Annotated in this window: 22 protein-coding genes and 1 tRNA gene; 11 read left to right on the plus strand and 12 right to left on the minus strand. The window is 37.6% G+C overall.

Annotation, left to right across the window (positions count from 1 at the left end):
- Positions 1-102 precede the first annotated feature (102 nt).
- The 3 genes from MMP60_RS12875 to MMP60_RS12885 all read right to left on the minus strand — a co-directional run bounded on the left by MMP60_RS12875 (position 103) and on the right by MMP60_RS12885 (position 3299).
- Positions 103-984 carry a copper resistance protein B gene (locus tag MMP60_RS12875; RefSeq protein WP_241336726.1) on the minus strand — a complete coding sequence of 294 codons (882 nt, stop codon included), beginning with the start codon at positions 982-984 and terminating at the stop codon, positions 103-105.
- A complete protein-coding gene (locus MMP60_RS12880) occupies positions 971-2860 on the minus strand; it encodes a copper resistance system multicopper oxidase (protein WP_241336727.1) in 1890 nt (629 codons plus the stop codon). Before MMP60_RS12880 ends, MMP60_RS12875 begins: the two co-directional genes overlap by 14 nt.
- A gap of 88 nt (positions 2861-2948) precedes the next feature.
- The gene (locus tag MMP60_RS12885; RefSeq protein ID WP_002058521.1) at positions 2949-3299 is read right to left on the minus strand and encodes a hypothetical protein; all 351 of its coding nucleotides are present in this window, start codon (positions 3297-3299) and stop codon (positions 2949-2951) included.
- Between the two features lie 150 nt (positions 3300-3449).
- On the opposite strand from MMP60_RS12885, the gene MMP60_RS12890 reads away from it, so the two are divergent.
- A complete protein-coding gene (locus MMP60_RS12890; protein ID WP_004722337.1) occupies positions 3450-4133 on the plus strand; it encodes a heavy metal response regulator transcription factor in 684 nt (227 codons plus the stop codon).
- Positions 4123-5499, plus strand: a complete 1377-nt coding sequence (locus MMP60_RS12895) for a heavy metal sensor histidine kinase (protein WP_241336729.1) — start codon at positions 4123-4125, stop codon at positions 5497-5499. The genes MMP60_RS12890 and MMP60_RS12895 overlap by 11 nt, the downstream gene beginning before the upstream one ends.
- 73 nt (positions 5500-5572) lie before the next feature.
- Here the strand turns inward: MMP60_RS12895 and MMP60_RS12900 are convergent, their stop codons facing one another.
- Positions 5573-7936, minus strand: a complete 2364-nt coding sequence (locus MMP60_RS12900) for a heavy metal translocating P-type ATPase (protein ID WP_241336731.1) — start codon at positions 7934-7936, stop codon at positions 5573-5575.
- 281 nt (positions 7937-8217) lie between these two features.
- On the opposite strand from MMP60_RS12900, the gene MMP60_RS12905 reads away from it, so the two are divergent.
- From MMP60_RS12905 to MMP60_RS12915, 3 genes are all read left to right on the plus strand, one after another.
- Positions 8218-8598 (plus strand): copper resistance protein CopC, encoded by a 381-nt coding sequence (locus tag MMP60_RS12905; RefSeq protein WP_005198558.1) that lies wholly within the window; start codon positions 8218-8220, stop codon positions 8596-8598.
- A 68-nt stretch (positions 8599-8666) separates the two neighbouring features.
- Positions 8667-9548, plus strand: coding sequence for a CopD family protein (locus MMP60_RS12910; protein WP_004722341.1), 882 nt, complete (start codon positions 8667-8669; stop codon positions 9546-9548).
- A gap of 14 nt (positions 9549-9562) precedes the next feature.
- Positions 9563-9835: a hypothetical protein gene (locus MMP60_RS12915; protein ID WP_005159403.1), complete on the plus strand. Its 273-nt coding sequence runs from the start codon at positions 9563-9565 to the stop codon at positions 9833-9835.
- Positions 9836-9938: 103 nt separating this feature from the next.
- Here the strand turns inward: MMP60_RS12915 and MMP60_RS12920 are convergent, their stop codons facing one another.
- From MMP60_RS12920 to MMP60_RS12935, 4 genes are all read right to left on the minus strand, one after another.
- Positions 9939-10838: a hydrolase or metal-binding protein gene (locus MMP60_RS12920; RefSeq protein WP_241336788.1), complete on the minus strand. Its 900-nt coding sequence runs from the start codon at positions 10836-10838 to the stop codon at positions 9939-9941.
- A 146-nt stretch (positions 10839-10984) separates the two neighbouring features.
- Complete coding sequence (locus MMP60_RS12925; protein ID WP_018679567.1) at positions 10985-12112, minus strand: lambda-exonuclease family protein; 1128 nt, start codon at positions 12110-12112, stop codon at positions 10985-10987.
- 146 nt (positions 12113-12258) lie between these two features.
- The gene (locus MMP60_RS12930; RefSeq protein ID WP_241336733.1) at positions 12259-13314 is read right to left on the minus strand and encodes a DUF932 domain-containing protein; all 1056 of its coding nucleotides are present in this window, start codon (positions 13312-13314) and stop codon (positions 12259-12261) included.
- 63 nt (positions 13315-13377) lie between these two features.
- Positions 13378-13695, minus strand: a complete 318-nt coding sequence (locus tag MMP60_RS12935) for a hypothetical protein (RefSeq protein ID WP_023274813.1) — start codon at positions 13693-13695, stop codon at positions 13378-13380.
- Between the two features lie 795 nt (positions 13696-14490).
- Between MMP60_RS12935 and MMP60_RS12940 the strand changes: the two genes are divergently transcribed.
- The 3 genes from MMP60_RS12940 to MMP60_RS12950 all read left to right on the plus strand — a co-directional run bounded on the left by MMP60_RS12940 (position 14491) and on the right by MMP60_RS12950 (position 15876).
- A complete protein-coding gene (locus MMP60_RS12940) occupies positions 14491-14766 on the plus strand; it encodes a hypothetical protein (protein ID WP_018679563.1) in 276 nt (91 codons plus the stop codon).
- A gap of 182 nt (positions 14767-14948) precedes the next feature.
- Positions 14949-15260, plus strand: a complete 312-nt coding sequence (locus MMP60_RS12945) for a hypothetical protein (RefSeq protein ID WP_018679562.1) — start codon at positions 14949-14951, stop codon at positions 15258-15260.
- Between the two features lie 103 nt (positions 15261-15363).
- On the plus strand, positions 15364-15876 hold the full coding sequence (locus MMP60_RS12950; RefSeq protein WP_241336735.1) for a hypothetical protein: 513 nt from the start codon (positions 15364-15366) through the stop codon (positions 15874-15876).
- Between the two features lie 186 nt (positions 15877-16062).
- Here MMP60_RS12950 and MMP60_RS12955 read toward each other — a convergent pair whose 3' ends face one another.
- Complete coding sequence (locus tag MMP60_RS12955; protein ID WP_004912979.1) at positions 16063-17289, minus strand: hypothetical protein; 1227 nt, start codon at positions 17287-17289, stop codon at positions 16063-16065.
- A 220-nt stretch (positions 17290-17509) separates the two neighbouring features.
- On the opposite strand from MMP60_RS12955, the gene MMP60_RS12960 reads away from it, so the two are divergent.
- From MMP60_RS12960 to MMP60_RS12970, 3 genes are all read left to right on the plus strand, one after another.
- Positions 17510-17719 carry an AlpA family phage regulatory protein gene (locus MMP60_RS12960; protein ID WP_018679559.1) on the plus strand — a complete coding sequence of 70 codons (210 nt, stop codon included), beginning with the start codon at positions 17510-17512 and terminating at the stop codon, positions 17717-17719.
- A 265-nt stretch (positions 17720-17984) separates the two neighbouring features.
- Complete coding sequence (locus tag MMP60_RS12965) at positions 17985-19280, plus strand: inovirus-type Gp2 protein (protein WP_241336737.1); 1296 nt, start codon at positions 17985-17987, stop codon at positions 19278-19280.
- Positions 19281-19311: 31 nt separating this feature from the next.
- Positions 19312-20319: a hypothetical protein gene (locus tag MMP60_RS12970; RefSeq protein ID WP_018679557.1), complete on the plus strand. Its 1008-nt coding sequence runs from the start codon at positions 19312-19314 to the stop codon at positions 20317-20319.
- A gap of 236 nt (positions 20320-20555) precedes the next feature.
- Here the strand turns inward: MMP60_RS12970 and MMP60_RS12975 are convergent, their stop codons facing one another.
- The 3 genes from MMP60_RS12975 to MMP60_RS12985 form a co-directional block, all read right to left on the minus strand.
- On the minus strand, positions 20556-23249 hold the full coding sequence (locus MMP60_RS12975) for a restriction endonuclease (RefSeq protein WP_018679556.1): 2694 nt from the start codon (positions 23247-23249) through the stop codon (positions 20556-20558).
- 537 nt (positions 23250-23786) lie between these two features.
- Positions 23787-23876 (minus strand) — tRNA-Ser (locus MMP60_RS12980).
- 86 nt (positions 23877-23962) lie between these two features.
- Positions 23963-25993, minus strand: coding sequence for an NADPH-dependent 2,4-dienoyl-CoA reductase (locus MMP60_RS12985; RefSeq protein ID WP_241336739.1), 2031 nt, complete (start codon positions 25991-25993; stop codon positions 23963-23965).
- Positions 25994-26066: the final 73 nt, after the last annotated feature.

Raw genomic sequence — 26066 nt, forward strand, 5'->3', positions numbered from 1 at the left:
ACCAAAATTTAAGCTTTTTTAGTTTTACATATTTAGAAAAAATTAGCAATTTTATTCATTAAAATAGCAGCCTTAAGGCTGCTATTTTAATATCGAGACAAATTAAAAAACTAATTCAATACCTGCACCATATAGCCATCCCTTTTCAGAATCTGTTGCTTCTTGAAAAGGAGTTGATTTTTGTCCTTTCTCATATTGATAAGCTATATCAACAAATGGTTTGATACGTTTGCTAATCTCATAACGAGTTTTAATACCTGTCTTCAATTCTGACAATCCCGTCCTTGATGCAAAGTCGGAATTATCATTAAACACAACATCTGCTTCAATATATGGCTGAGTAATCAACTTTTGAGTGAGTAATAAATCACGGTCGAAATCAAAACTAGCTCCCCAGAAGTTGTCTTTTCCACCATAAAGGTAAGCTTTGGTCTCAAAGAAATAAGGAGCAAGACCTAATATACCAACGACACCATCGACTCGATCGCTGTTCTTGTTATTTTTATCCTCGCTGTATCTTAGACCAGCTTGTACATCCCAAAATGGTGCTACATTACGGCTATAAAGTGCAGACACATCATAATTGGGATCATTACTCTCTGCTTTATTCAGATTGGCTTCAACAAATACTCGATTCTCATCTGTTCCAATCAATGTTTCGAAACTAGAACCTAAACTACCCTTACCATCGTTATCAATTACCCACTCATTGGAAAATTTAGTTGTTTGGTAAATCTGTCCACCATGCTCGTTCAGATGTTTATCATGATTTTGGCTAAGAGCTAATTTGCCTTTTGAAGTACTTTGAGCAGCATTACGTTCAACATAGCCTAATCCTCCAGCTTCTTTTAAAAGCACATTCATACTTGACGTACTCTTATTTAGATTTTCAGTCGAATTATCATTAGCAAATGCCATACCTGCTAAACCAATTAAAGCAACTGATAAAAGTGTTTTTGAAAAAAGTTTTTTAGTGGTTTGCATGTTGATTCACTCCCTTATCATTTGCATGGGGTTGGGCAACGATACTTTTTGAATCAACATCATTGCTATCTACATTTGCCACAATGAGTTTGTTCATCATTCCAGCTGCCATGTGATATAACAAATGGCAGTGGATAGCCCATTCACCTAATTCATCAGCAGTAAGTAAAGTTGTAACTGTTTTCCCTGGTGGCACAATGATCGTGTGTTTATTTGGCATATTACTTGGATCTTGACCATTTTCAAGCTGCATAAACATACCGTGCAAGTGCATTGGGTGAGCCATCATACTGTCATTCACAAATTTCAAGCGTATACGTTCCCCATATTTCACTTTGAATGGTTCTGTTTCATTAAACTTCTTACCATTAATTGTCCAAATGTAGCGCTCCATATTCCCACCAAGACGGATTTCCATTTCACGTTCAGGGGCACGAGTATCTGGTTGAGGGTTTAAAGATTGTAAATCACTATACTGGAGTGCTTTTTGACCAACGGGTGTTGAAGCATTTGCCCATCCAAATACGGTATTATCATTCTTGTCTGAAGCCGACTTAACAGTAGCGCTATTCATCGGCATATCATGATTCATACCTTTCATAGAAGACATATCGTGATTCATGCCTTTCATTGAAGACATATCTTGATCCATGCCTTTCATTGAAGACATGTCATGATCCATACCTTTCATCGAAGACATGTCATGATCCATACCTTTCATCGAAGACATGTCGTGATTCATGCCCTTCATTGAAGACATATCGTGATCCATGCCCGCCATAGACGACATATCATGCCCCATCCCCATATCTTCCATAGTTAATAAAGAACGAGGACGTGACTTCGGCATTTTGATTTGATTTATTGGAGGAGTATTTTCATCATGTAATGAACCAACTGAAAAGCCACTCCTATCAATTGATTCTGCTTCAATTTGATAATTTGATTGTTTGGGTTCTACAATAACATCATACGTTTCAGCCGTTCCTATTCTGAATTCATCAACAGGAACAGGTTTCACTGGCTGCCCATCTGCACTGACTACCGTCATTTTCAAGTTAGGGATTCTGACGTCAAAGAATGACATTGCTGAGGCATTAATGAACCGAAGACGTACTTTTTCACCCGTCTTAAAATTACCAATCCAATTTTGTTCTGGAGTCTTACCATTCATCAAAAAAGTATATTTTGTCACATCAGACATATCAGTCTTGAGCATTCGCATCTGGTTCCACATCGAACGGTCTTGCCATGTTGCTTTTAAACCATCTTTTTTAATTTGTTTAAAAACATCAAAAACAGTTTCACGACGGTTCTGATAATAGTCAGCTTCTTTCTTTAGATTATTCATGATTTTATCACTAGTTGAATCATGAAAATCTGAGAGCAATACAACATAATCCTTATCTGTTTTCTCAGCTACAGTTAAAGGTGTCCTATTTTTTGGGTAAATGACTAACGGACCATACAAGCCCTCTTGCTCTTGACCTTTACTATGCGAATGATACCAATAGGTACCATTTTGGCGTACCTTAAACTTATATTCATAGGTCTTACTAGGGGCAATACCATCAAACTGATTAAATCCGGGTACGCCATCCATGATGCCCGGTAAAATTAAACCATGCCAATGAATAGAAGAATCTTGTTTTTTTAGCTTGTTATGGACACGAATAATAGCATCATCACCTTCCTCAAATTCAAGAAGAGGTGCAACAAATTTCCCGTTGACCGTAATTCGTTTTAAAGGCTTACCTGTGATATTCACCGTTTGCTCAGCGATTGTTAAATCATATTCTTTAACCGCTGCCACAACCCAAGTTGATGAAAATAAACCTACTCCTATTAAAAGGACATGACTTAATTTTTTAGACATTTATTTCACCTATCTAATATAAAGATGGGGAGCTCAAGCAAACCAATTATTCGCTTTAATCTCCCCAATCTTTCATTTATCGTATTTGTTATTTATTTGATGTATTTGACATGTTCATCTTTGAGTGGTCCATGTTCATCATATTTGAATGATCCATATTACCCATTTTAGACTGATCCATATTCATCATCTTAGAGTGATCCATCTGAGACATATCAGCCATATTGCCATGCTCATGCTGACTATGATCCTGTTGGGTTTTCTCATCATTCTTCATATTACAAGGTTTTTGGCATTTCTCTGACATTTTTGAGTCCGCTTTAGTTTCAGTGACTACAGTGGTTCCCTGTTTAGCATCGGCTGCCCAAGACTGAGTTCCTGCAATTAAAGTTCCAATACACATAAGTGTAGTTAAGCTACGACGGAATAGAGTTTTCATGTTTTGCTCCAAAAATTAACTTTATGTAAATACCTTAAAGGCCTTCACTAAACATCTATGTGACATGAAAATGACATTTTTGTAATCTACAACGAATCACGTATTTATAACGTTATTATGTTCTTAATGAGTGATATGGGATTTTTATCAATGAGAATCTTACTAGTTGAAGATGAACAAAAAACCGGTGACTACCTTAAACAAGGTCTATCTGAAGCTGGGTATATAACGGATTGGGTAACGGATGGATTATCTGGTAAACATCAAGCGCTTTCCGAAGAATATGACCTCATCATTTTAGATGTGATGCTTCCAAAGCTAGATGGTTGGGATATCATTTATGATATCCGAAAAAGTGGCAAAACTATGCCTATTCTTTTTCTTTCAGCACGTGATCAAATTGAAGATCGTGTGAAAGGCTTGGATTTAGGTGCTGATGATTATCTAGTCAAGCCTTTTGCTTTTGCTGAGTTATTAGCACGAATTAAAAGCTTACTCCGACGGGGACAACAAAAAGAAGATAGTAACCTTATTACAATTGCTGATCTTGAACTTGATCTTCGTAAACGCCGCGTCACTCGCGCTGGGCAACGTATTGACTTAACAGCTAAAGAATTCGCGCTGATGGAATTATTTATGCGTAGACGTGGTGAGATATTACCTCGTACGCTCATTGCCTCTCAAATATGGGACATGAATTTTGATAGTGATACCAACGTTGTAGAAGTCGCTATCAAACGTTTGCGCAGTAAAATTGACAGTAATTTTAGCCCAAAGCTGATACAGAACATACGTGGAATGGGGTATGTTTTAGAGGTAGAAGATGACTCGTAAATTGTTTAATGCAATCAGCTTTCGTATAGCAATCATCTTTTCTCTTTCTACTGTTATCATCTTAATGATTATGGGGTTGGTTATTCACAAGCTCGTAATGCATCATTTTGAAGCTCAAGACCGAACTCAATTAGAAGGCAAAATTCAACTTATAGAGAATCTACTTGAACAGAACCCATCTAACTCTCAAGAACTAAATTTATATTTAAAAGATGCCTTAATTGGACATCACGATCTGATTGTTCAGATTGAACGTCCAACAGGTCAAGTTATTTTTAGCTCAGCACCATCAGTAATTCATCCCCAAGCACTCAACAAATCAAAACAAGATCCATGGCTTGAATGGAAAATTAAAAATAAGACTTATCGTGGCTTAATTTATAAAAAGACTTTTGATCATAATGACTCGTTTATATCAGCTCAGATTATTGTTGGAATCGATACCTCTGAGCATCTACATTTCTTAAATGACTTTAGACGTCAACTTTTATACATTGGATTTGTGGGTACAATTTGTTTAATGTTCTTAGGGTGGTTCGCAGCATGGCGAGGGCTACGTCCAGTACAACAAATGGCAAAAGTAGCAGAGGGTATCTCAGCCCAACATCTTTCTGAACGTTTAGAAGTCGAAAATACTCCAACCGAACTTAAATCACTGGCTGTCGCTTTTAATGATATGTTAGATCGGCTAGAAGCCGCAGTAGAAAAACTTTCAGATTTTTCATCTGATCTTGCTCATGAAATAAGAACACCTATTAACAATTTGATGACTCAAACTCAAGTATGTTTATCTCGTAGTCGAAATATTAATACCTATCAGGAAGTTCTATTTTCAAATTTAGAAGAGTTTGAGCATTTAGCTCGCATGGTCTCTGATATGCTATTTTTGGCAAAAGCAGAACATGGTCTACATTTACCTAACCTACAACAGGTTAATTTAGTTAAAGAAGTTTCAGCATTATTTGATTTTTATGATGCTATCGCTGCTGAAAAGGGAATGTCACTCGAACAGAGTGGTTCAGGTAGTATAAAAGGTGATCCTTTAATGCTACGCCGCGCTTTAAGTAATTTGTTATCGAATGCAATTAAATATGGCAAATCAGATTCGGTCATCAAAATCACATGCCAACAAAACTTTGATACAACAACATTCATCATTGAAAATGAAAGCTCCCCACTATCATCAGAACAACTTAATCGGTTATTCGATCGTTTTTATCGAACAGATGTATCTAGACAGAGAGTTGAAGAAGGTACTGGCCTTGGTTTAGCAATTACCAAATCCATTCTTGATGTACATGGCGCAACAATTAGAGCAGACTATCATAATGGCCGCATAACCTTTAAAATTATTTTTAAAAATTAATCGCTTATATAAAAATAAACAACTACTGACTACTCATCTTTAATAGTTAAAAATAATGAGTAGTCAGAAAAACTTAGTTTTGGCTACGTAGTCGTAAAGCATTACCAATGACTGATGCTGAACTTAGACTCATTGCTAAGGCTGCGATCATAGGAGAAAGTAACCAGCCAGTAAATGGATATAAAATACCCGCTGCTAAAGGAATACCTAAAGCATTATAAAGAAATGCGAACATAAGGTTCTGCTTCATGTTTTTAATGGTTGCTTCTGATAATGAACGAGCAATCTCTATACCGCGTAAATCACCTTTTACCAAAGTAACTTGTGCACTATTCATTGCTACATCTGTTCCTGTACCCATTGCAATTCCGATATCAGCCTGAGCTAAAGCTGGGGCATCATTGATCCCATCACCAGCCATCGCAACCACTCTTCCTTCTTTTTGCAATTTCTTAACCAATTCTAATTTATCTGCGGGTTTAACCTCACCATAAACCTCATCAATACCTAATCTAGCGCCAACAGACTTAGCTGTTGTTAATCCATCACCAGTAGCCATTACGATTCTTAGACCGGAATCTTTTAATGAAAGAACAGCCTCAGGTGTACTTGCTTTGATTGGATCTGAAACAGCTATTAACCCTATCAGTTTTCCATCCACAGCTAAATGCATGACACTTGCACCTTCGGCTCTTAACTTTTCAGCTTCGGGAACAAATGCTTTAACTGATATTCCCAGCTGTTCCATTAATGCTGTATTACCAAGAGATAATTGTTGTCCATTTAACTCTCCTTTAACACCAATCCCAGAGCCAGATTCAAAAGATGTTGGTCTAGACAGTACAAGATCTCTTTCACGGGCAGCACGTACGATTGCATCAGCTAAAGGGTGTTCACTCCCCTGATCCAGACTAGCTGCTAACCGAAGTACCTCATTTTCTTCATAGCCCGAAAGAGCGATAACCTTATCGAATGAGGGTTGGCCTTCAGTTAAAGTACCTGTCTTATCAATAATTAAAGTATCAATCTTACGTAAATTTTCTATTGCAGCTGCATCACGAAAAAGTACACCATTCGATGCACCACGACCTGTTGCCACCATAATTGACATAGGTGTCGCTAAGCCTAAAGCACATGGGCAAGCAATAATTAACACTGCGACAGCATTAATTAACCCGTAAACCCAGCTAGGCTCTGGGCCAAATACCCCCCAACCAAAAAATGTAAGCACAGAAATAGCAATAACTACCATAACAAACCAACCTGCAACATGATCTGCCATTCTTTGCATCGGCGCTTTAGAACGTTGAGCTTGCGATACCATTTGTACGATCTGAGAAAGTACCGTTGAAGATCCAACCTTTTCTGAACGCATTACTAATGAACCATTCATATTTATTGTTGCACCTATTACTTGATCGCCTTCACGTTTTGTAACGGGAACAGGTTCTCCTGTTAACATTGATTCATCAATAGAACTTGACCCTTCAGTAACAACTCCATCAACAGGGACCTTTTCACCTGGTCGTACTCGGAGCAAATCTCCAACATGTACATGGGAAAGAGGAATATCTTCTTCTTTACCATCGTCATTTATTTTTCTTGCAGTCTTAGGTGCTAGCCCAAGTAAAGATTTAATTGCTGCCGAGGTCTGTGATCGAGCTTTCAACTCAAGAACTTGGCCTAATAAGGTCAGCGAAATAATGGCTGCTGTGGCCTCAAAATACACAGCAACACGCCCCATAGATACAAATGAGTCTGGAAATACTTGAGGTACTATTGTTCCAACAAGGCTGTATATAAAAGCAGCTCCTGTACCTATTCCAATCAAGGTCCACATATTTGGACTCCGATTCCAGATTGACTGCCAACATCTCACAAAAAATGGCATTCCTGCCCACAAAACAATTGGTAAAGTCAGTACCAGTTCAATCCAGCTTTGCACCTGCATTTCGAACCAGTTCAATTGATGACCAAACATTGCTAAGAAAACTACAATAATGGTTAGCGGTAAGGTCCACCAAAATCTATGCTTAAAATTCTTGAGTTCTGGGTTTTCATCAGCGTCATCTAAGTCAGGAAGTAAAGGCTCTAACGACATACCACAGATCGGACAATTTCCCGCATGGTTCTGTCTAATTTCAGGATGCATTGGACAAGTGTATATCGTGAAGGTATTAACATGAGCAGGCTGATTAACTTCATTTGAATCCTCACCATCCCTCTTTTGTGGTTCTTTTAACGTAACTACATTCTCAACTTTAGTAATATAAAAATGAGGATCACTTTTAAACTTTATGTGGCATTTCTCACTACAAAAGTAAAAAGTTCTAGTTTTAACTTCTTCATAAAACTTGGATGCTTCTGTAACTGTCATACCACAGACAGGGTCAGTAAGTCTGTTATTGAGTACTTTGTTTTCATGATGATGGTCCATAAAAGCCTCCTTCATATTTAATTTTTTAAATTAATAATTTCATTAAGATGGAAATAGACTCCCTCTTATTAGTTTATTTAGTGATCATTGTTTTCTTTAAAGCCAGTGTACCACTTGTGGTTTTTTAATTTTTAAAATGACAAAAATGTAATTTTGAAGTCATCGGGATGTTTCTCTCATCCTTTAATAATAAGCATGAGAAAGGTGATGACCAAGCAACCAATTGATGCATTTCATTCGGTCATTACTGAGCCCAAGATTAGTTTAAAGAGGATGAAGAAATGAAAATTTTCAAAAATAAAATGTCAGCTCTACGTAACACTCTCGTAGGTGCAACACTGATTGTTACTGCTTCAAGTGCATTTGCACACGTGAAACTTGAAAGTGCAATTCCTGCGATCAATGCTTCTGTAGCAAGTCAACCAAAAAACATAACACTCAATTTTGGTGAAGAAGTCATGCTAATGAACGTTAAGTTACTTGATGCCCAACGTAAGGATATCCCTTTGAACTACCAAATAACTCATGATATGAAAAAATCATTTGACGTAGCGGTTCCAAAACTAAAAAAAGGAAAATATACGGTGGTTTGGACCACAATGGGTACCGATGGCCATAACATGAATGGTGAATATAATTTCACTATTAAATCGGTAAAATAACAATAAATGCAAATAGCCAACATGCAAGCAGCTTGCTGACACGTTGGCTATAACTGTGGGAGAAAAATATGATTCCTGAGACTTGGATATACGCAACATGGTTGGTTAAAGTCATTCTATATTTAGGGATTGCATTTATTATAGGTGGTGCTTTCTGCTATTTCTTACTTGGACGTTATGTTGAAATAAAGGGAACTATTCTCAAATACATAACTATTGGTACAGGATTAGGTCTTTTTTCAAGTGTTCTCGGCTTCTTCATTCTTATAGGAAGTTTTGCCAACACTGGCCTTTCAGGTATGTGGGATAGCAACTATATAAATATACTAGTCAATACTCCTACTGGACATGTCTATATCATTCGATCAATCAGTTTTGCACTTTTACTCATATTTATGATAGTCAAACTTAGTAAAGGGACGATTGATATTTCCAAAACTGAAGGAGCAATCTTTACCATACTGCTCACACCAATCGTTTTAAGTTTTTCACAACTCGGACACGTCACGAATTTACCCTTATTCGCTCAAGCTTTGTTATCAATACATGTACTTGTAATGTCCTTATGGATGGGGTCGCTTTATCCATTATGGAAAACAAGCAAAAAAATTAATGGCTTACCACTTAAAGAACGTATGCATCTATTTGGGCAAATAGCAGCCTTTATTGTAGGAATACTCATCGCTTGTGGTCTTAGTATTGCTTTATTACTCTTTAAAGATTTTAATACTCTAATCAATACACCTTATGGGCATGGATTTATTATTAAAATATTATTTGTCCTAAGTATTTTATTGTTAGCAGCCTTTAACAAATGGTATTTCACACCTCGCTTACAAGACCCGAAATTTGCGAAACAATTGGGCTATGCCATTTTATTTGAGATGTCATTAGGTCTATCAATTCTTTTAGCCACTGGTTATATCACCACTGTAGTCGGTATTGAGTAAAAAAGGATCACGCTATGACTTCATGGATGAAGTACAATTTATTATTTCTCATATTTTTAAATACAATATCTTGGGCTGAACCTAGCACTTCAAAAACGATTCGCTCCTTAGATGATACTGAATTACGTAATATTACTGATCATAACCATGGCGATACCAAAGTTGATGAGAATAAAGATGACCATCATTCCAAAGATAAACAACTACGTAATGAGGATAGTAGACAACAAAAAGTTATAAATGGATTAATGTTACAAAAGCCTAACGTACTACCGCCCTCCAAATAAACGATACTTAAGTAATGTTTATTGATTCAATAAGTAGTTCAAATTTTTTAATAAAAAATAGTAGCAATATTACTGTTGGGGGCTTCTTAGCCCCCAACAGTATTTAATTCAGAGCTTGAACCGACTGCTGTAAGCCTTTCTGAATATCTTGAACATGAGTGAGATCATGCGTTTGCTGATGCTCTGTTTGAGATTCAACGCTGTAAAACTCCTCCACTATATCCAAACCCTCTTCACCTCCCACCTCAAAGCAGGCATTACCATAACCCTGCCGTGCCACATGATCCAAAGCCTCCTGATAGAACCCTGCTGTCTTACTTTGTTCATCCATCTGTTTGGCTGAACTAATCGCATCTTTCAGGTTTGTGCCATCACGTAAAGTCAGATCCACGTAGTAGATCGGGGTACGGTAACTTTGTGTGGTGCTTTTACCTCGCAAGGTCAATTGCAATGGCAAACAAGCAAGTAAGTCACCCGATGCTGCGTGATAGTAACGAAGTCGAGCTGCCAAAGTGCGGATGCTGTTAAAGCCTGTGGTTCTAAAGATGAAAGTACCAAACTCATCTGATTCATCTAAGTTGACGTAGAGTCTGCCATAGGGCTTGCATAATCCACCCTGTGCCAATGGACATAAATCAGGTGATGGACATGGATGTTGTTCAATGCCATTTTGACCGAGTCGCTGACAGCTTTCGCCATTGCCTGAACAGATTAAACGTCCAGTTTGGCGGTCAAATAGGCTGTACTCTGCTCTTAAGTTGAGATCGGGATCATTGAAGATCATGCGGACTGGAATGCTTCTCAGCTTTTGGTTCTGATTGGGCGCTTTGGCACGTAGTTGCTCATCCAGTGGATGTTTGACCCACCCATCTTTATTTTGGATTTGGCTGGTAATGGTAAATTGATCATCTTTTTCAGGCAGACGTTTTCCATTCTTTTCGACAATTTTGCCGATACTGATACGCCCCAACACAGGTGGGGTAATAGCTAAACCTTTAATCATGATGATGTACTCTATATAGATGTTGAAATGGCGTTTAAATTTGGATAAATAAATTTTGGGCATAAAAAATCCCATACTTGTTTGGGGTATGGGATCAGTTGGTTGGGGTGTTAGTTAAATTGAAATGGGTTACTTGGGTATCAGCCCTATCCACCATTCGGATAAATCTGAAAGCGTCGTGTTCCTGCTTTGGTTTGGGGAAATTGCTGTAGGTATTCAGGATGCTGTTTAAGCAATGATTTACTGTCTAGGCTGATTGAGTCTTGTGATTTCTTCCATGTGACTGAACCACCTGTAAATACCGCTCGCTCTGCTTCTTTCATCATCATTTGTAGTTGATGTTTCAGTTCATCAAAATACTGCTGGTGTTGTTCAACTTTATGTCGCTCCTCTAGTAACTGATTAAACAAATAATTAGCTTGTTCATTTTGGGTCAGGTCTTCTACTGTTAATGGAATCTGTTCAGGATAAAGTTGTTGCAAGGCTTTAGCTGCTGAATCCGAAGCATCTACACTGGGTGGAATACCTGTTTCGACACATTGCCAGAAATGACGTTCCGCATTAATGATGTGCTGAATCACAGTTTCATTACGAGTCACTTTATAGATTTTGGTTTCATGCCCACAGATCAAGGCACAAATATGCGCTGCCTGTTTACCTGTCACTGCCAATTGATGCTGTACCTGACACAGCACATATAAAGGCACGCCATCTCGCCATAGTTTTGCGCCATATTCCCCCACGGTTTTACATTCCAAAATTTGCACTTCTTCATTACCGACTACAGCATAATCCAAGTTCGCCAACATAAACTGTTTGTCTTCATCAGGGTGTTGCAATACTGCATTAACTCGACGGACTTTATGATTGGTGTGCATGCTGTAGTATTCAGCCACCAAAGGTTCTAGCTTTTTTCCCCAGTACAAGGGTGCGTAACCTGCACTTTCATCCTCGATGTTTTGTTGCATCCGCCCTGTCTTGATCATCCACAGTTCCAGCATCGACATATAGGGATTCAGTCCACAGGCCGTTGCTGCATCACTGCTGCCAATACCCTGTTTTCTGACCTCTAGCCATTGTTGGTAATTGAGCTGTTTGGTGTTGGCAAGTCTTTTTGCTGTAAGGGCTTTGGTCTTTCGTGGTTGCGTATTCGGTCGATCTCGTTTGGTTCGGGTTCCCACCTCAATCTGCTGAATGGATTGATTTAGATTCGGTAAATAGGGTTGTAGTGGTGGGTTATTTAGCGTGTTTTGAATTTGAGTATGACTATTCATTGCAATTATTCCTGTATCGATAAAATCGTAAAAGCTGAATTTTGGGCATAAAAAAGCCGCATGAGGGTGCGGCTAAAGGTGTTGCTGTGCTTGTACGGTGTTACTGTATGCTTAGGCTAATGGAGCTGGCTTAATTGAAACTGAATTTAGGCAATCATTCTCAATGCCTGTTCCAGACCACGCTGTTTAATGGCAGCCCCTGCACCAAACCATGCTGAATCGAGTCGGTGATCGGTACTCATCGCCCGACGTTCATGGTCAGTAAATTCAGTTATTGCGCACAGTAAACCATAAGCCGTGTCTTTAGCTGAACTCAGTTCTGCACCACGTCCATGTCCGTTAAACATGGTCATGACTTTCGACATGGCACGTCCATTTGGCTCGGTTTTATTGTCCGCTTTGGTTGGGGTGTTGATGCCTTGGTTTGGCATAGCAGCATTTCGATAGAACTGAATGATGCTTTCATCTTGTTCAGCCATAGTTAGGTTGGTATTGTTAAACACCGCATCAAAGTAGGCTGCTGCTTCCTGCTGAGTTACCTTACGCTGGCTCAGTTGTTTCATTTCATACATGTGTTCATCCCATGCACGGACTGAAATACCCAACTGTTGTTTAACTTTCTCAGCATCGAAACGAGTGCTGTGTGGGACTTTAACCACACCTGCACTGGTATTTTGTCCTTTGAGAGCAATTGCCAAAGTATTGTTACATACCACCCGGATACTGGTGAACTGTGCAGTGGTTGCTAGAGTGCCATCACAAGCCGTCGCTAGTAGAATATAGCCATTACTCACATCCTTACCCTTGAGTGCTGAAGTCTGTCCAGTCTTAGCCAGTGCCCAGAATTTCTTACCACCTTTGAGTACGCCTGCGGTTTCCAATTCAAAGCCTGATTGCTCTGTCAGGTCTTTGTAGAAGTGTAGGATTTCCATCGGTTGCACTTCCTGAAAACGTTGGCTGACTACGGATAAAGGTGCATGAGTATCTGATCGGAAAAGCACTCGTTGTTCCTCAAACGGCATAATAATGCTTTGCCCCTTTTCATTCTGTGCCATGTAACTGACATCGGAGGATTCAATCCGCCAATCCATGCCTGCCTGTTGTGCCCAGACCTCGATAGGTTGGTTTGGTGTGAGTTCATTGCCTAAGCCATGCCAAGGGGTTTGTCCAGTGAATGCCATAGTTTCAACTAAATGTGCCATAAGAATAATTCCTGTATCGATTTTGAATGGGTAAAAGGGTTCGATTTAAATTTTGCTAAATACTTAATTGCGTAAATTCGGGCTAAAGCTGCGGTCACAGTTGTTGCAGTAATACTGTCTGCGATAAGTTGGGTGTAGTGGTTGTTGCTGTTCATCTTCAGTGATCAACATCCAGATACCGCCAATCAGTACCCCAACGATTGCGCCTGCAATCGGAGGAATATTCAGACTTTTGGAAACACTGACTCCTAAAGTGGCAAGTGCCATCGGTGACATCACGCTATTGGAAATAGGGTTATTGGTTGAAATAGTGGGTAAATGTTGGGGGGATTGCATTTGTACCGTCTCTCTAGACTGGCAGTAAGGACATGGCAAACTCATTGTGGTATTTCCTGTAAATGAATAAAAAAAGCCTGCTGAGGAAGCAGGCAAAGTGATTGCGATGTAGCTAAAGCATGTATTGGTGCGGTCTCAAATGGAGAAACACCGTTCTCATCTAGATGCTATGTATTTGTATTTTTTTAGAATGCGTTTTTTATCATCAGTTTTAGGCGATTTTTGAATGATGATTAAACAGATCAATTGACCTGTTTTTTAGCAGCGATTATGATGCAAGGGCTGACCTACATTGTCAGTCGGTTTTGACAGACCGTTTCCTAAGTGCACTAAAAGATATTTTTCTTTTGGTGTGAGTTCTCGTGCTCCCTCTGCGGTAGAACGGGAGGGGGACACCTTCGGGTGTGCTGATTCTTAGGTTCAGTCTGTCAACCCTCTTTCGTTCTGCCACCATAATCAATTGACAGTGATTCGGTAGAACTTCTTAATACCTAAGGAGTCAACCATGACGCAATTTACTGTGCTTTATTCCCCTGCACTTTCTCCGCCTCTCAAGCATTTTATTCCCATTCATTTATCACACGCTTTCGCTATGTCCTGACTGATTCAAGGCATCAATTAACTGCTGCATCCATTTTGGTCAGTGGTGTTTTGTGCTGGATAAAAATCATGGAATTCATTGCACAGCTTATTTTGGTTGTCATCGTCGTGGTGGCTCTTGGACCAAGCTTTATTTTATTGCTGGGTTTTTTATGGCTGCTGGTCTATCTGGCAGGTTGGCATAAATAGGCAATCCATCACGATTTTAAAAACAACACATCACCATGAATTGGAATATCTATGAAATATCAAACGTGGTTCGGGGTCATCACTCTTGTCTTAATTAGCAATCTACTCGTCGCATGTGACAGCAAGGTCAAACGTGATTTTAAAGCAGGCTGTCAGGCAGGTGGTCTAGATCGTTCAACCTGCTCCTGTATTTACGACAAGGTTGAGGCGCACTACTCGCCTGAGTTTATGGAAAGCATGGCAGATGTCACCACTCGGGAAACCATGCAACCACCACCAGAATTTAACACGGTGATGGCGAATGCCGTACAACAATGTAAAGAATAAATCAGGAATCAAAAATGAAAAATTATTTAATTATCGGCTACATCGTTATCGCAGTGATTTGCTCAGTCTATTTCAAAAATTGTAGCAGCACCGCTCACCTGCCTTATTCCTACAATCTCGGTAAAGCAGCGGTCTGGCCTGTCACCATTTTTAGGAAATAAATAAGCATAAGGAGATTCAAGATGAAGAAACTATTTTTAGCTTTGGGGCTCAGTGTGTTGTGTGCTTCTGCCCTCGCTAAATCTAATTCTAACGCGATCACTGTAACAGTGAAGACAATTGAGGGCTTTAGCGAGTCAGGTGATGCATTTACGTTTAAAACGACTTCAGGCAAACGCTATATGGTGTATAACGCTGGTGGAGCAAACCCAATTCAGGGTGAGGAATTGATTTCCAGTTCTGCCAAATCAAAAAAGGTGATTTGCCTACGCCTGAGTGCTGAGCAAACTCAACCACGTCTGGTTGAGTCGGTCCGCTCAGGTCAATGTAAATAACGATCTCAATCATCAAAACAATAATGCAAAAACCAAATGATTGGTTGAGCCATGCGGCTCAACCAATGCAATCAATAAAGAATTTAAGAATAGGAATTGAACAATGAATCTGGCCAAGTCATTGCTGTACTCAGGCTTGCTAATCACTAGCCTCAGTGCATGCAGTCCACCCTCTAAAAAAGAAGTAGCCCCTGAACCGACGACTGCTCAAACCAATGCAACTGAAACATCCTCACCAATTACTGAAGATCCAAGTGATGATAAGTTTAAAACCACGATGGTGGATAGCTCTGAATACGACTTGAATGATCCACCTGTTGAACCGGTACAAGCAGCACCACAGGAACAATTTGAGGTACGTGTCCGTCGTGAAGAATCACAATACTCCATGACAGGCTATAGTGATTTATTAAACATCATGTCATTGAACGATGCGCCAACCACCATCACAGGGGTTTTAATCAATCGTGGTAATTGCAGAAGTAAAGGTACTTATGATTACCAAAATATGCGTTATGGTTCGGTGGCAAAAGTTTACTTAGGCTGTTCGGCTGAATATGTTCGTGAAGTGACGGTTACAACCAATAGCGGTTTGACCTATACCTATAATTTTTAGGCACTCAAAACATCAAATTCTGATGCGTTTGCTAACGTAAAATTTGATGTTATGCCCGACAAAACTGCTGACTGATTCCAGTCAGCAGTGTAGCCAATTTGATACTAAAAACGGCAATTTTGATAAGCTCAGGCTTTGAAAAGATTAGTCTTTATTTTAGAAAAATAATGCTTTTTTACGGTTAGATTATTTTTCCATATTTTGCAGTAAATCTTTATATTGCGAGCTAATTGTTGTGTTTAAGATCATATATTCTACACATTTTGTACGTTCTGAATTTCCACTCACTGGTGTATAGGCAGAACACAACAACACCTTGGTTTCTGTTTTGTTCTCTGGTTTGAGCAGTCTATCTGTCACGCTGAATTTAATATCTAGATCATATCTACTAAGAGCATTAATTTTTTTTAATCGTTCAGATATTTCTTGCAAGAATGCCAACGGCTTCATATCCGTTTTTTCTTGTTGAAGTAACAAATCAACTGTATTAAAAAACTTAGCCTTATCAGGCCTCTCCTCTGGATTTAAGTTCTCAAGTTTGGCAAATTCCCGCCTACAAATCTCATTGCGTTTATTGGCTTTTTTCTCTTTGTTTATTTCATACAACCACAATGCGACTAAATCTGTCTGCACTGAAATATTTTTTTCATAGTTATGTTCTACATTCGACCTCAAATCCAGTGTCTGTAAAATCTTACTGATTTCGTGTAATTCTTCAATCTTGATCCCCTTTTGACCATTATCAACATCGGCAACGTCATGATAAAACCAGACCCGATGTGCAATGTATTGCAGAAAAAATGTCGTCATACTATCCGCAATATTCTCAGTGGGTTCATCAATTCTTAGGTTATAGCTTAAGTAATCATACCTTAATGGCCCTTTTTTTACTTCTTTGTATTCCACAAATGAGGTTGTAAACTTTGGTGAAAAAAAGCGTAAATAATGATTGAGTGGCCTGAACATTTTTGCGATATCAATTGGATTGCTCAGTTCTGCTTGATATTCGCCGTCAGCACTATATTGATACTTTTCAATAAGTAACTGAAAATAAATGTAGTCATAAACCAGTTGATCAATAGGTAAATCAATCAACAAATCCGAAATGTAGTATTCACGTGTTGTGTCAGCAAGGAAATTTTCGATTTCAAGATGCTTACTAATCCTACTTACATTTTCTAAAAACTCAGGCTCTCTATATTTAATAATATTCACGACTTGCTCGAGCGTAAGTGCATGAGATTTTAGAATATCCTCAGATATACCTAGGGCTCCCGTTTCAAAATAATTAAAAGCATGGTCTATAAAACGATTATTTTTAAACAATGAAGATATCAGTGTTTTCTTCCGCTCTGAATCTAATTTATAACATGTATAAAATTCAAAAAAATCATTAACAAAATCATTATGCATTTCATCCCTTAACCTTTTCATATTGCTTATAAGTTTAGGGTGACTTTTATCAAGTTTTTGAATTGTAATTGATTGAACAATCAGGTTTCTGAATACGTGATGAATGATTTCCTTTGGGAATTGTATGTTTTTTGAGCTCATATTAAAAAATAGAATTACGAAATGGACTTAATTCGAATTACATTAGCACAGAATACTCTCGTAATCGGAGGGTTTTCCCATGCAAAACAATCAGCCATCACTAAAAGTTCTACGGATCAAAGAAGTTGTAGATATCACGGGTATTTCCAGATCAAGTATCTATGAGCTTCTTAACAAGAAGTCACCTCGTTATGATCCAACGTTCCCTAAATCCATCAAAATTTCAGTATCTGCCGTAGGCTGGTTTCAACACGAGCTTAATGCTTGGCTTTTATCGAAAAAAGCATAAGCACCAAGTGCTTATCTTTTCAATCACGCAGAAACAGTAATTTACCGATATTAAGGATGGGGCTTGATCTCAAGTCCCCTGATACACCGTTATTGTCTCTGATCTTTGCTGATGTAGTTTATATGATTAATATATATACCTAATATATTCAATAGGTTATTTAAATTCATTAAATATATTAGATCAATTCATCATATCTCTATTCTACACATACTATAGGTCAGATTTAGACAATTGTATTTTTTTACTAATTGGAGCTATATCTATGGAACAAGAATACCCAGATATAAAGATAATTGAATTTAGGTCTACGACAGAAGAAATGGCACTTCGACTTGAACCTCATGCTTTGATTGTAGGATCAAGTTTAGCTGAACGGGAAGAATCATCATCTAATGATGATACTGAAGAATATCTATCAGGACAGATAGATGAAGTTAATGAAGCTAATCAATTTTTATATGACTGTTACCCTGAAATAGATGATCATGAAGAATTCTCAAAACATCATACAATCAGCTTATTTAAGAAGAAACCATGGAATCCTGCAATGAGCGTTTGCAGTCATGCGATTCGCTTATGTCACGAAGTAAATCTACAGAAAGCTACCTACCTATATCAAAAAGATAAGCCTAAATCAGGAAGCTTATTCAATGATCAATGGATGCTTATATATCCTCCAATACTGGAACTAATCCGAAACTTTCTAGTTAATTCAAAACAAATAAAGTCACCGATAGCATATCGATGTGAGCAATATGATGCTGTATTGGCGGCTTTTAATAAGGTATTGAGACCATATCAAGATTGTATTTATGACTTAATTGCATATCCATATGACCAATTGAATGAAATTGATGCCAATGGTGTACCTACAGGTCAGAAAATCTCTGTCGCGATGCTCATTAATTTCTTTATTAAAACGCTATTTGAATATTTACGCTCTCCAAAATATGTACAGCGTGTGAATGATCGTCGAAAGGTAGCGAGGCGGCGTGAAAAAAAAGTACTCCAATATATCAATAAACTTCGTAAACATTACTCACGTTTAATTGGTGTACGTGTTGACTTGTATGTACCCGACGACAAGAAAAATTTTACGCCTAAAGAAATCGTGAGTAATTTCCATACTTTAATGCAGAAACTGCGTCGTAGAGAGTCTGTACATTTAGCAGGCTACGTCACGAAGCTGGAATATGGCGTAGATCAGGCCTTACACATCCACTGTTTTTTCTTTTTCAATGGTAGTCATCACCGTGAAGACATTAGCTTAGGTCGGATGATTGGCGAGATGTGGGATCAACAAATTGATGGGAATCATAGCTATTTTAACTGTAATACCAGCAAGAATCGTAAGAAGTACAAATACGATGCCTTGGGTGTGATCAGCCGTGATGATCAAGCCAAATACGACAATATTGCAAAAGTTATTCACTACTTTGCCAAGTTTGAACAGTACGTATTACATAGCAACTTAGAACGAGTCAAAACACTCAACACTGGCATCTTGCCTCATCACCGTAAAGAAATAGGTCGCCCAAACCTAACTCAACATTATTAATCCATTTAACCGAATTACAGAGTATTCCCAAATGAACCAAGTTTTTGTACAAAATACACAACCTAATTTTTTTAACATGGTACAAACACCACCCCATGTATATCCGAATGGAAGTGTTGGCTTTCCTACAAATGGCACAATGGTCAGACCTATTTATGGAGATCCAATGTTTAATCAAATCGCATTCGGTTTGATCAATGCTACGAAACTGTTAGAACAAGATAAAATTAAGGTGCTTCCTAAAGCTACGCCAACTATACCTTATCCGCAGATGAATCAATTATGTGTTTGGATTCTAGATCAAGTAAAAAATTTTGCTCATTTTATCGACCTTTTTCAAGGCTTTGAAGCTCACCCTCACTTAAAAGTCTTTCATCAGTTTGCAGTTCAAAATATTGGTTTGGTGACTTCCCCCCAACCCATTCCTATCACTATATTTCAAAATAACTTCAATCGTTTTCGTGGTGAACTATACGTTGCCAAAGCTAAGCTTCACGCCAATAAATATGAAGCGCAAGTGCAAAAACTTCGTAATGAACAAAAAACTGTTTTCCGACGTGTAATGCAAACACAAGACCAAGCTAATTGTATTTTCCTAGAGCTACCTTTGATTGCACAAACTGATCCACCTCATTATGAGACTCAGGAAGATGCGGAGAAAATATCTGTAAAAGTGTTAAAGCAATACTTCCAGTGGTTACATAAAGCTGGGCAACTCACAGAGAAACTTTATGATATTCAATGGCGCATCGTCAAAGGTCTTGATCAAGGGCTAACTGCACAGGCATTTGTTTACATCATTGGGAATGAAGAAAACTATATGCCCTTACTCAAAGAACAATGGGAATGGGTCTGCCATGATTATCAACTTCAAGGTATTTTTCCAGAGCCTAAGCACACCCATTGCTACGATGGACAAGGTATCGTCCAAAAAGCATGGTTACAACTTATCGAACGAGTCCATGAGCCACTTGGTTTTTATCGCTATAAAGGCAATGGTATTACTTATGCATGGAAAACCTACACAGGTAATGTATAGTAAATAAAGCTAAAAATAGATATAAAAAAATAGCCTTAAGTTAAGGCTATTTTTATTTTTCACAGATTGTAACTTTGATGCTATAACTTATTAAATTTTTCCATTATGGACTTAAGATGAACTTCACTAAAAGTTCCTCAAAAGAAGGAAGTCCTAGAAATAAAAAGAAATTTATGAATAAAAATTAAAAAGTTGAACGAAACTGATGTTCTCAATTTCCTTGTTATTCAAAATTCCTATTCATTTTTCATCTCATAGGCTTTAATCCATTTAGCCCAGCTATTTAGCTTATTACCTGAATGCTGCGTTGTAACATCTGTCCATTTCAGATCATATTTTTCTTTCAAAAGAATGCCTAAATTCTGCCCTGATAATTTATCAGTTGAATACAAATCTTTTATTTCCAATATAGCTTGTATACTAAATTCTGAACTAGCCTTAGCATAAAGAATTGAATCAAAATCATCGATCTCCATCACCCGATCATTGTCTACTAACTCAAACTTTCTCAAAATCTCTACTGTTTTATTTGTCTTACTATCATTCGGTAACTGTTGAAGACTTTTACCTACTATTTCACTATAAATTGAAATAAACAATTGAGGTGAAATTCTAGGAACAAAGAAATTAGAAGTACGTCTTCTATTCATAACGGAAGTTTTTGAACTGCCTAGATCTCGGTAAATCCATGTATTTGGCTCTGTTGTTGGTTGTAAAAAACCCGTTAATTCTAACCAACGGATAAGCCTAATAGCATATAATCGCCAAGTTTTATCAGCGTACTTATTCTCTGAATATGTTTCTTTCATTAAATCAATAATACTAGTAATTGTTAAAAAAGTTCCGCTAGGTAAATCTTTCAAATGTAAGGTAATAATATGTTTTTTAAATTTTTCTCTAATTATATTCAGTAGATTTTCTTGAGTATTTCCATCCTCTAATAAATCTTCAGATAGAACATATTGAGAGTTTTCTCGTGTAGCTAATCCAAAAAGTAAAATATCAGTCCCAACATTTTGAATTGTACCTTCAGAAAAGTTTGTCTTTTCTTGTAAAGAATGGATAGTTACAGGTGACTTAGATAAATATTTCACAACATTCCAAATTGTTGAAAAATCATGTGATGGTAAATATCTAAGAGCGATAATTGGAACATTTCCTGTCAGAACAAATTCTCGGAAAATATCCCAATAGAGATTTAGCCTATTGCCACTTTTAACAATTAATCTTTTATGTAATAAACTTTGAACTATCTCATCAGTACAAATTTCAATAGTTTCTATCAAGTCTACAGGTGCCTTTGTTGCAACAAATCTTAGTGCTTTTTGTTCAGATATACTTAGTTCACTTAAATCATCCGAAAATAAACTAGCGATATCTAATTTATTTTCTAACAAATCTTCCTGTTTAGCACCTTGTTCTAATTTGTCATATAAATGGATGCATAATTTTTTTAAGAGCCACGGATAACCTTGACTTGATACTGTTAAATTATGTTTCAAATCACCATCTAATTTTTGACCAATCACATCCTCAAACTTACTAATTACAGTATGAGATTCTCTATCTGAGAATGGGCTTAATTTCCTTACCATACGGTATTCGGAAAGTTTATGCCAGAAAAAATATGCAGGATTTTCCGTATGTGTAGTACTATCTGTCTTCCATGCAAAGCCAATACAAAAATTAAATTGTAAACTAGTAGCATCCATTAACATATTGGAAGTATTAGTAAATAGATCAGATAGATCTGGTTTACTAAACAATTCTTCAAACTGATCAAATACTAAGACTATTATTTGATTAGCCTTATCCACACTTTCTAAATATTCAGTAATCGACTCCGAATCTAACGGATGACTAGCATTTGTAATCAAAATATTAATTTCAGGATCACCAAATCCCTTTTTTTGAGCATTCTTTAACGTTTTAAGCAATGCAGCATAAATATATTCTGATGATTTAGCAGCTCGAACATCTACAGCACATATATAAACTTTGTGTTTTTGATGTCTATTTTCTGCTTTCTCAAGCAATTTTATGATTAATGAGCTTTTGCCTAACCCTGAATTTCCTGTAATAGCAAAACAACGTCTAGTTGTTTCCTTTTCTTTAATTTTTTTAAAAAAATCAAAGATATCATTAATATCTTTAGTTCTCCCTACAAAGTCTTCAGGTCTAGCAGGACGATAGTCGTTCCAATCATCACCTTTTTGGACTTCAACAACTTCAATTAGGCTCTCTTCTAAACTTAACTTTTTCTCCTTCTTTGTAAATAATATTATTTTCGAGAAATCTAATTTTGATAAGTTTGAGTCCGTCGAAGCAATATTATCTAAAAGAGCTTGGTCATCAACTAAACTTAAGGATTTAGCATGATAGCAAACTACTTTAGAAGGCATTCCTCCCTCCAGAATTGCAACAGCCCAGAACTTACCATAAGGTGTGATTAGTAAACTCCATTCTCCTATATTCTCTTCAGGCAAATATTGTATTAATTGTGCTTGAGGAGGAGGATTTATAATTTTTGAAGCCAATAGAGAATCAATAATTTTTCTAGGTGTATAAATGACTAACTTTCCAGCTAAGCCTTTTGATGCTAATTCATCCTCAATCCCTTTAGCTTCTTTACCCAATTCACTAGTACTAATTAACCAACCTTCTGAATATCCTTGTAAGACGATAGTACCCATTAGTTGCCTAATAATAGGAGCATCAATTTTCCCGTCTCGATAAGCTTTACATTCAACATAGATTGTTCTGTCCGCAACATTATGTTTACATAGCAAATCTAACTCCATTCCAGTCTTTTTAACTTCTTCTTCTACTTTGAAGTTTTGAATCTCAAGCATTTCTCTACTTAAAGTTTCTAGTAAATCCCCTCTCTCTTTAGTTGTGGCAGAACTTGGCACACAAATTTCAATTTTCATCAAGAAATCTCTAATAGTATTTTTAAACAATTGAATTAAGTATAAAAAAAAAATCCTCTAATGTCTAAATTACGATCAATTTTTCTTTTAACTATTACGTAAAGAACAATCGGTAAACAGATGCTTGGATTATCAACTTCAAGGTGTTTTTTCCTGAACCTCGGCACATCAATTGCTTTAATTAGGTATCGTTCAAAAACATAGTTACAACTTATTAAACGAGTTAATGAGCCACTTGGTTTTTTATCGTTATAAGCTCACTGTATGTGAAAAAAATACTCAAGTAATGTTCACAACCTATAGCCTTTTTATTGTCATCTAAGGGTTCATTCGTGAGCCTTTTTATATTTTAAAAATATCTTTTCAAAGCCAAAATTGAGTTTAGAATTATTTAATATTTTTGTACTGATTTCTTATTCAGTCCAAGATCATCCCATCTCTGCTTTTTACATTCAATATTTGATGAGGGGTAGGTTGAGGGGTAAAATCATAGATAAAAAATAAGCCCTTGTAAAAACAAGGGCTTAATTCAAAATTTGGCGGAAGCGGTGAGATTCGAACTCACGGAGGACTCACACCCTCGTCGGTTTTCAAGACCGGTGCATTAAACCGCTCTGCCACGCTTCCATGTGCGTAAGAATACAAAGCTTGCTCTCTTTATTCAAGAGAAATTTAACTGCAATGTATTCAAATGCATAATGTTTCATCAATTATTAGAGTTTAGCGGCTAATTCAGCACCTTCACGGATTGCACGTTTCGCATCTAACTCAGCAGCGAGCTTCGCACCACCAATAATATGATAGTTAGCTAAAGTATTTTCACCATCTTTAGGCATTAAATCTTTTACAGATTCTTGCCCAGCGCACACGACAATTGTGTCTACACGCAATAACTGATCATGACCATTATGCTCAACCCATAATCCTTCATCAGTCACAGCTTTATACTGCAAACCACGAAGCATACGAACCGCATGCTTTTTCAATTGCGCGCGGTGTACCCAACCTGATGTCTTACCCAAACCAATACCTAGTGGTGTGGTTTTGCGTTGTAATAAATAGATCTGGCGAATTGGCATTTCCACTTCTGGGCGTTGCATCCCACCTTCAGAGATATAGTTAGGATCTGGATCAACACCCCATTCACGCTGCCAGTCTGCTAAAGGTTGTGGCTGAGGTTGATGCGGTGGTTTCAATAAAAACTCAGACACATCAAAACCGATACCACCCGCGCCAATTACAGCAACCTTTTGTCCAACTTCAGCGCCACGTAACACTTCAGCATAAGATAATACTTGTGGTGCAGTACTGCCCTGAATTTTTAATGCACGAGGGACGACACCTGTAGCCACAATAACCTCATCAAAACCTTCACGCTCAAGCTGTTCACGGCTTACACGCGTATTCAAACGCAAATCGACGCCAGTCTGTTTAATTTGCACTTTAAAATAACGAATAGTTTCATGGAATTCTTCTTTCCCAGGAACGACCTTCGCTAAATTAAACTGACCACCAACATCATTACTTGCTTCAAATAAAGTGACGGCGTGACCACGGCTTGCAGCAACTGTTGCAGCTGACATTCCAGCAACACCACCACCAACTACAGCAATACGTTTAGGTTTTTTAGTTTTGATATAAACCAATTCTGTTTCAAATGCTGCACGTGGGTTTACAAGACAGGTTGCACGTTGATTCTTAAAACTATGATCCAAACATGCTTGGTTACATGCGATACACGTATTAATTTCATCTACACGATTGGTTGCAGTTTTATTGACCCAATATGGATCAGCTAAAAGTGGACGAGCCATTTGCACCATATCGGCCTTACCAGAAGCAATAATCTCTTCGGCAACATCTGGCATATTGATACGGTTTGAGGCAATCACAGGAATAGAAACATGCTGCTTTACAAACGCGGTATAGTCCGCAAATGCAGCACGTGGAACAGAAGTTACAATAGTCGGAACACGCGCTTCATGCCAACCAATCCCTGTATTTAATAAAGTGACACCCGCTTTTTCCAATGCTTTAGCAACAACCGTTACCTCTTGCATGGTATTTCCGTCATGAACTAAATCAAGTAAAGATAGACGGAAACAAATAATAAATTTTTCACCTACTTTGGCACGAATTGCTTTTACAATTTCAACAGCAAAACGCATACGATTTTCAATGTCACCACCCCAACGGTCAGTACGTTGATTGACATGACGACTTAAAAACTGATTGAGCAAATACCCTTCTGAACCCATGATTTCAACACCATCATAGCCTGCTTTTTTCGCAATGCTTGCACAACGTGCATAATCTTGAATGGTATCCAAAATATTTTGATTGCTCATTTCACGCGGTTTAAATGGTGAAATTGGCGATTTTACTGCACTCGAAGAAACGACAAAAGGTTGATAACCATAGCGCCCCGAATGCAGGATTTGCATTAAAATTTTTGCACCATGCTTATGGACTGAATGGGTTACTAAACGATGATGCGGAATATCAACCAAACTATTCATTGTACCGCCAGCGGGTAATAACCAACCTTGACGATTTGGAGAAATACCACCCGTGATAATTAAACCAACACCACCCTTCGCTCTTTCTTCAAAATAAGCTGCAAGTTTAGGATAATGAAAAAAACGATCTTCTAAACCGGTGTGCATCGAACCCATTACCACACGGTTTTTAATTGTCGTAAACCCTAAATGTAATGGTTTTAAGATATTTGCATAGCTAGTCATGGTATTCCTTCTATATTTTTGGCTTTGCAACTTGTTGCATAGTACTTTAACTGAATTTTTATATGTGTTTATG

Source organism: Acinetobacter sp. ANC 4805, from assembly GCF_022549495.1.
Classification (GTDB): Bacteria; Pseudomonadota; Gammaproteobacteria; order Pseudomonadales; family Moraxellaceae; genus Acinetobacter.

Excerpts from the sequence above, each read along its gene's own strand:
- MMP60_RS12875 (WP_241336726.1), bottom strand. The coding sequence starts at position 984 with ATGCAAACCACTAAAAAACTTTTTTCAAAAACACTTTTATCAGTTGCT.
- MMP60_RS12880 (WP_241336727.1), bottom strand. The coding sequence starts at position 2,860 with ATGTCTAAAAAATTAAGTCATGTCCTTTTAATAGGAGTAGGTTTATTT.
- MMP60_RS12885 (WP_002058521.1), bottom strand. The coding sequence starts at position 3,299 with ATGAAAACTCTATTCCGTCGTAGCTTAACTACACTTATGTGTATTGGA.
- MMP60_RS12890 (WP_004722337.1), top strand. The coding sequence starts at position 3,450 with ATGAGAATCTTACTAGTTGAAGATGAACAAAAAACCGGTGACTACCTT.
- MMP60_RS12895 (WP_241336729.1), top strand. The coding sequence starts at position 4,123 with ATGACTCGTAAATTGTTTAATGCAATCAGCTTTCGTATAGCAATCATC.
- MMP60_RS12900 (WP_241336731.1), bottom strand. The coding sequence starts at position 7,936 with ATGGACCATCATCATGAAAACAAAGTACTCAATAACAGACTTACTGAC.
- MMP60_RS12905 (WP_005198558.1), top strand. The coding sequence starts at position 8,218 with ATGAAAATTTTCAAAAATAAAATGTCAGCTCTACGTAACACTCTCGTA.
- MMP60_RS12910 (WP_004722341.1), top strand. The coding sequence starts at position 8,667 with ATGATTCCTGAGACTTGGATATACGCAACATGGTTGGTTAAAGTCATT.
- MMP60_RS12915 (WP_005159403.1), top strand. The coding sequence starts at position 9,563 with ATGACTTCATGGATGAAGTACAATTTATTATTTCTCATATTTTTAAAT.
- MMP60_RS12920 (WP_241336788.1), bottom strand. The coding sequence starts at position 10,838 with ATGATTAAAGGTTTAGCTATTACCCCACCTGTGTTGGGGCGTATCAGT.
- MMP60_RS12925 (WP_018679567.1), bottom strand. The coding sequence starts at position 12,112 with ATGAATAGTCATACTCAAATTCAAAACACGCTAAATAACCCACCACTA.
- MMP60_RS12930 (WP_241336733.1), bottom strand. The coding sequence starts at position 13,314 with ATGGCACATTTAGTTGAAACTATGGCATTCACTGGACAAACCCCTTGG.
- MMP60_RS12935 (WP_023274813.1), bottom strand. The coding sequence starts at position 13,695 with ATGAGTTTGCCATGTCCTTACTGCCAGTCTAGAGAGACGGTACAAATG.
- MMP60_RS12940 (WP_018679563.1), top strand. The coding sequence starts at position 14,491 with ATGAAATATCAAACGTGGTTCGGGGTCATCACTCTTGTCTTAATTAGC.
- MMP60_RS12945 (WP_018679562.1), top strand. The coding sequence starts at position 14,949 with ATGAAGAAACTATTTTTAGCTTTGGGGCTCAGTGTGTTGTGTGCTTCT.
- MMP60_RS12950 (WP_241336735.1), top strand. The coding sequence starts at position 15,364 with ATGAATCTGGCCAAGTCATTGCTGTACTCAGGCTTGCTAATCACTAGC.
- MMP60_RS12955 (WP_004912979.1), bottom strand. The coding sequence starts at position 17,289 with ATGCATAATGATTTTGTTAATGATTTTTTTGAATTTTATACATGTTAT.
- MMP60_RS12960 (WP_018679559.1), top strand. The coding sequence starts at position 17,510 with ATGCAAAACAATCAGCCATCACTAAAAGTTCTACGGATCAAAGAAGTT.
- MMP60_RS12965 (WP_241336737.1), top strand. The coding sequence starts at position 17,985 with ATGGAACAAGAATACCCAGATATAAAGATAATTGAATTTAGGTCTACG.
- MMP60_RS12970 (WP_018679557.1), top strand. The coding sequence starts at position 19,312 with ATGAACCAAGTTTTTGTACAAAATACACAACCTAATTTTTTTAACATG.
- MMP60_RS12975 (WP_018679556.1), bottom strand. The coding sequence starts at position 23,249 with ATGAAAATTGAAATTTGTGTGCCAAGTTCTGCCACAACTAAAGAGAGA.
- MMP60_RS12985 (WP_241336739.1), bottom strand. The coding sequence starts at position 25,993 with ATGACTAGCTATGCAAATATCTTAAAACCATTACATTTAGGGTTTACG.